General features: G+C 68.9%; 5 protein-coding genes and 1 pseudogene. All 6 read right to left on the bottom strand.

Translation table 11 applies throughout. The features are described from left to right. A pseudogene (locus tag QN345_RS16300) lies at positions 1–117 on the bottom strand (prephenate dehydrogenase); the annotation flags it as partial. 47 nt (positions 118–164) lie between these two features. Next, complete coding sequence (locus QN345_RS16305) at positions 165–953, bottom strand: pseudouridine synthase (RefSeq protein WP_134450161.1); 789 nt, start codon at positions 951–953, stop codon at positions 165–167. Then, positions 950–1,597 carry an SMC-Scp complex subunit ScpB gene (scpB, locus tag QN345_RS16310; RefSeq protein WP_134562271.1) on the bottom strand — a complete coding sequence of 216 codons (648 nt, stop codon included), beginning with the start codon at positions 1,595–1,597 and terminating at the stop codon, positions 950–952. The genes QN345_RS16305 and scpB overlap by 4 nt, the downstream gene beginning before the upstream one ends. Next, entirely contained in the window at positions 1,587–2,411 is an 825-nt protein-coding gene (locus QN345_RS16315) for a segregation and condensation protein A (RefSeq protein WP_134558558.1), read from the bottom strand. The genes scpB and QN345_RS16315 overlap by 11 nt, the downstream gene beginning before the upstream one ends. Continuing rightward, complete coding sequence (locus tag QN345_RS16320) at positions 2,395–3,282, bottom strand: ParA family protein (RefSeq protein WP_241975279.1); 888 nt, start codon at positions 3,280–3,282, stop codon at positions 2,395–2,397. Before QN345_RS16320 ends, QN345_RS16315 begins: the two co-directional genes overlap by 17 nt. 136 nt (positions 3,283–3,418) lie before the next feature. Next, the coding region (locus tag QN345_RS16325; RefSeq protein WP_323508886.1) for a tyrosine-type recombinase/integrase at positions 3,419–4,065 on the bottom strand (647 nt) is incomplete at its 5' end.

A 4,065-nucleotide genomic window follows, 5' to 3' on the forward strand; every position in this document is an offset into this window, starting at 1 on the left:
GCTGAGGTTCGTCGGCGAGGCGTCGGCGAGGATGACCTCGATGCCGCGCGCGCGGAGGCCGAGGCCGATGCTCGTGCCGAGCAGCCCGGTGCCGACGACGCGCACGGGCCCGATCAGGCGACTTTCGACCACGGGTGTCTCCTGACTTCGTGCGTGTTGTGCCTCTAGTATTCGGTGTCCGCCCGCGAAATCGTGAGCAGCTGACCGAGTTCAACCTTAGTCAAGTCGCGCAGGTCACCGGCCCGCAGGGTGCCGAGGTGCAGGGGTCCGAACTGGCGGCGGACGAGGTCGACGACGGGGTGGCCGACGGCCTCCATCATCCGGCGCACGATCCGGTTGCGCCCGGAGTGCAGGGTGAGCTCGACGAGGCTGAAGCCGTCGCCGGGAGGGCTCGTCAGGATCCGGGCCTTGTCGGCGTTGATCGGGCCGTCGTCGAGTTCGATGCCGGTCTGCAGCAACTGGATGGTCTGCGCGGTGACGCGGCCCTCGACTTTGGCGATATAGGTCTTCATCACGCCGAAGGAGGGGTGCGCGAGGATGTGGGCGAGGTCGCCGTCGTTGGTCAGGATGAGCAGGCCGCTCGTCATGGCGTCGAGGCGGCCGACGTTGAAGAGGCGCTCCTCGAACTGCTCGGTGAATTCGCGCAGGTCGGGTCGGCCGCTCTCGTCCTGCATCGAGGAGACGACGCCGACGGGCTTGTTGAGCATCACGTAGCGGCGGCTGGTGTCGAGCTGGATGGCGACGTTGTCGACCATGATCTGGTCGTGGTCCGGGTGGATGCGGCGTCCCAGTTCGGTGACGACCTTGCCGTTCACGCGCACCCGGCCCGCGGCGATGAGGTCTTCGGAGACCCGGCGGGAGGCGACACCGGCCGAGGCCATCACCTTCTGCAGGCGCACGCCGTCCGCGGCGGCTTCCGGGTTGGTGGGCGTGCCCTGGGGGTCGATCGTCATGGTGAATCCTCAAATCCATTTGCGCCGTCTGCGAGCAGGGGCGATAAGTAGGGCAACTCGTCGAGCGAGTTGATTCCCAGCTGTGTGAGCAGCAAGTCTGTGGTGCCGTAGTTGATCGCACCGGTCTCACTATCGGTGAAGACCTCGGTGATCAGGCCGCGCCCCACGAGGGTGCGTACGACCGAGTCCACGTTAACGGCCCTGATTGAGGCTACCGCCCCGCGGCTGATCGGTTGCTTGTATGCGATCACGGCGAGGGTCTCGAGGGCCGCCTGGGACAGTTTGCTCGGGTTCTGGGTGAGCACGAAGTCGGCGACGGCGGTGTCGTATTCCGGTCGCACGTAGATGCGCCAGCCGCCGGCGACCTCGCGCAGCTCGAAACCGCGGCGCACGGTGCCTGCCGTGCCGTCGAAGTCGGCGACGAGCCGGGCGATCGAGCGGCGCACGTCGCTCAGCGGCCTGCGGAGCGCGGTGCCGAGGTGCAGCAGGCTCTGCGGTTCGTCGGCGACCATCAGGATCGCCTCGAGAGAGCGGTCCAGGGCGGCGGCCTCGACGGCAAGTGCGCTGCCGGGTGCAGGAGCTGCGCCGGGCGTGCGGGTCGCGCCGGTTCCTGCACCGGGGCCGGCCAGGGTGTCAGTTGTCATAGTCCGCTCCGAGGTTCGCGAGGGTGTCGTCCGACCAGTCCTCGTCCGGGGACGCCGCGGCACTCCAGTGCAGGCTCAGGTCGCCGAGGGGTTCGAGCTGGTCGAAGGAGAGGAAGCCGCGCCGGTAGAGCTCGAGCACGGCGAGAAAACGCGCGATGATCACGCCGGTCAGTTCGACGTCGGCAATGAGTTCACGGAAGGTGAGCGTGTCGCCTGAGCGCAGCATCCCGACGAGCCAGGCCGCCTGCTCACGGATGCTGACCAGCGGCGCGTGCAGGTGGTCCAGCCCCACGGTGGGCACCTCACGCGGGGTGAGCGCCCGGGTGGCGAGGGCGGCGAAGTCGGCGAGGGAGAGCGTCCAGACGAGCTCAGGGGTCTGCTGCCGGAACTTGTCCTCGAGGCGCACGGAACGCACGTGCCGGCCGGACTCGACCTCGATCCGGCCGAGGAACCAGGCCGAGGCGGTCTTGAAGGCGCGGTACTGCAGGAGCCGGGCGAACAGCAGGTCCCTGGCCTCGAGCAAGGCGGCATCCTCGGCGTCGACGAGCTCGCCCTGCGGCAGGAGCCCGGCGACCTTGAGGTCGAGCAGGGTCGCGGCGACGACGAGGAATTCGCTCGCCTGGTCGAGTTCCTCGGCCTGGTCGAGCCCCTTGAGGTGGGCGATGAACTCGTCGGTGACGCGGCTGAGCGACACCTCGGTGATGTCGAGTTCGTGCTTGCCGATCAGGGAGAGCAGCAGGTCGAACGGGCCCTCGAAGTTGCCCAGGGCGACCGAGAATGTCCGCGAGGGGACGGTGTCAGGCGACAGCGCCACGCTGGATCAGTTCCCGCGCCGCCTGGCGGTAGGCCTTGGCGGCCGCGTGTTCCGGCGCGAACTCGGTGATCGGCACCCCGGCGACGCTCGCGTCTGGAAACTTCACCGTGCGGCCGATGACGGTTTCGAGCACGCTGTCGCCGAAGGCGTCGACGACGCGCTCGAGGACCTCGCGGGAGTGCAGCGTGCGCGAGTCGAACATGGTCGCGAGGATGCCGTCGAGTTCGATCGCGGGGTTGAGGCGGTCGCGCACCTTGTCGATGGTCTCGATCAGGAGGGCGACGCCGCGCAGGGCGAAGAATTCGCACTCGAGCGGGATGAGCACGCCGTGGCTCGCGGTCAGGGCGTTGACGGTGAGGATGCCGAGCGAGGGCTGGCAGTCGATCAGGATGACGTCGTAGTCGGCGGACACCTTGCGGAGCACCCGGGCGAGGATCTGCTCGCGGGCGACCTCGTTGACGAGGTGCACCTCCGCGGCGGAGAGGTCGATGTTCGCGGGCATGATGTCGAGGTTCTCGACAGCGGTCTTCTGGATGACCTCGGCCGGGGTGTACTTGTTGCCGAGCAGCAGGTCGTAGACGGTCGGCAGGTCGTGCGTGGGGATGCCGAGGCCCGCGGAGAGTGCGCCCTGGGGGTCGAAGTCGATGGCGAGCACGCGGCGGCCGTAACCGGCGAGTGCGGCACCCAGGTTGATGGTGGTCGTCGTCTTGCCGACGCCGCCCTTCTGGTTGCAGAGCGAGATGATGCGCGCGGGGCCGTGGCTTTTCAGCGCCGCGGGTTCGTCGAATTCGTGTTTCGGCCGTCCGGTTGCACCGACGACCACGTCCTCGAATCCGGGGAGTAGTGTCCGGTCAGCTTTTTCGCGCTTCACTCCGGTGTCCTCGTTCCGTCCTGCACCCATCACTCAGTCGAGTGTAGCGAGCCGATCGGCGCCCTTCCGCAAGGATCGCCGGGAAGCCGCGGTTCCGCATCCGCCTGATACCGCGGATGCCCCGGATTCAGCGGGCTCAGCGGGCGCGCGGGTGTGCCGTGGTGTACATGTCGCGGAGGGTGTCCGCCGTGACGAGGGTGTACAGCTGGGTCGTCGCGACGGAGGAGTGGCCGAGGAGTTCCTGCACGACGCGCACGTCGGCGCCGCCGGCGAGGAGGTGCGTCGCGAAGGAGTGCCGGAGCGTGTGCGGCGAGACGTGGCCCTCGAGGCCGGCGCGCTCGGCGGCGGCGCGGATCAGGAGCCAGGCGTTCTGGCGGCCGAGGCGCCGGCCGCGCAGCCCGAGGAAGAGCGCGGGGGTCGCAGGGCCGCGTGCAGAGAGCAGGGGCCTCCCCCGCACCAGGTAGGCCTCAACGGCCGCACGGGCGAAGCTGCCGACCGGAACCAGGCGTTGCTTGGCGCCCTTTCCGGTGAGCCGTATGACGTCGAGGTCGAGCACGTCGTCGACGTTGAGGTCGACGGCCTCGGAGATGCGCGCGCCGGTCGCGTAGAGCAATTCGAGGAGCGCCTTGTCGCGCAGCTGGTGAACGTCCTCGCCGTCGGTCGCCGCGAGCAGCAGGGCCACCTGCTCGATGCTGATGGCCTTCGGCAGCCGGGTCGCGAGCTTCGGCGGTTTCACGTCGTGGGCGACGTCCGCGTCGATCGCGCGGATGCTGTCGACCGTGC

The organism is Cryobacterium sp. 10I1 (genome assembly GCF_035019805.1).
Lineage (GTDB): Bacteria > Actinomycetota > Actinomycetes > Actinomycetales > Microbacteriaceae > Cryobacterium > Cryobacterium glucosi.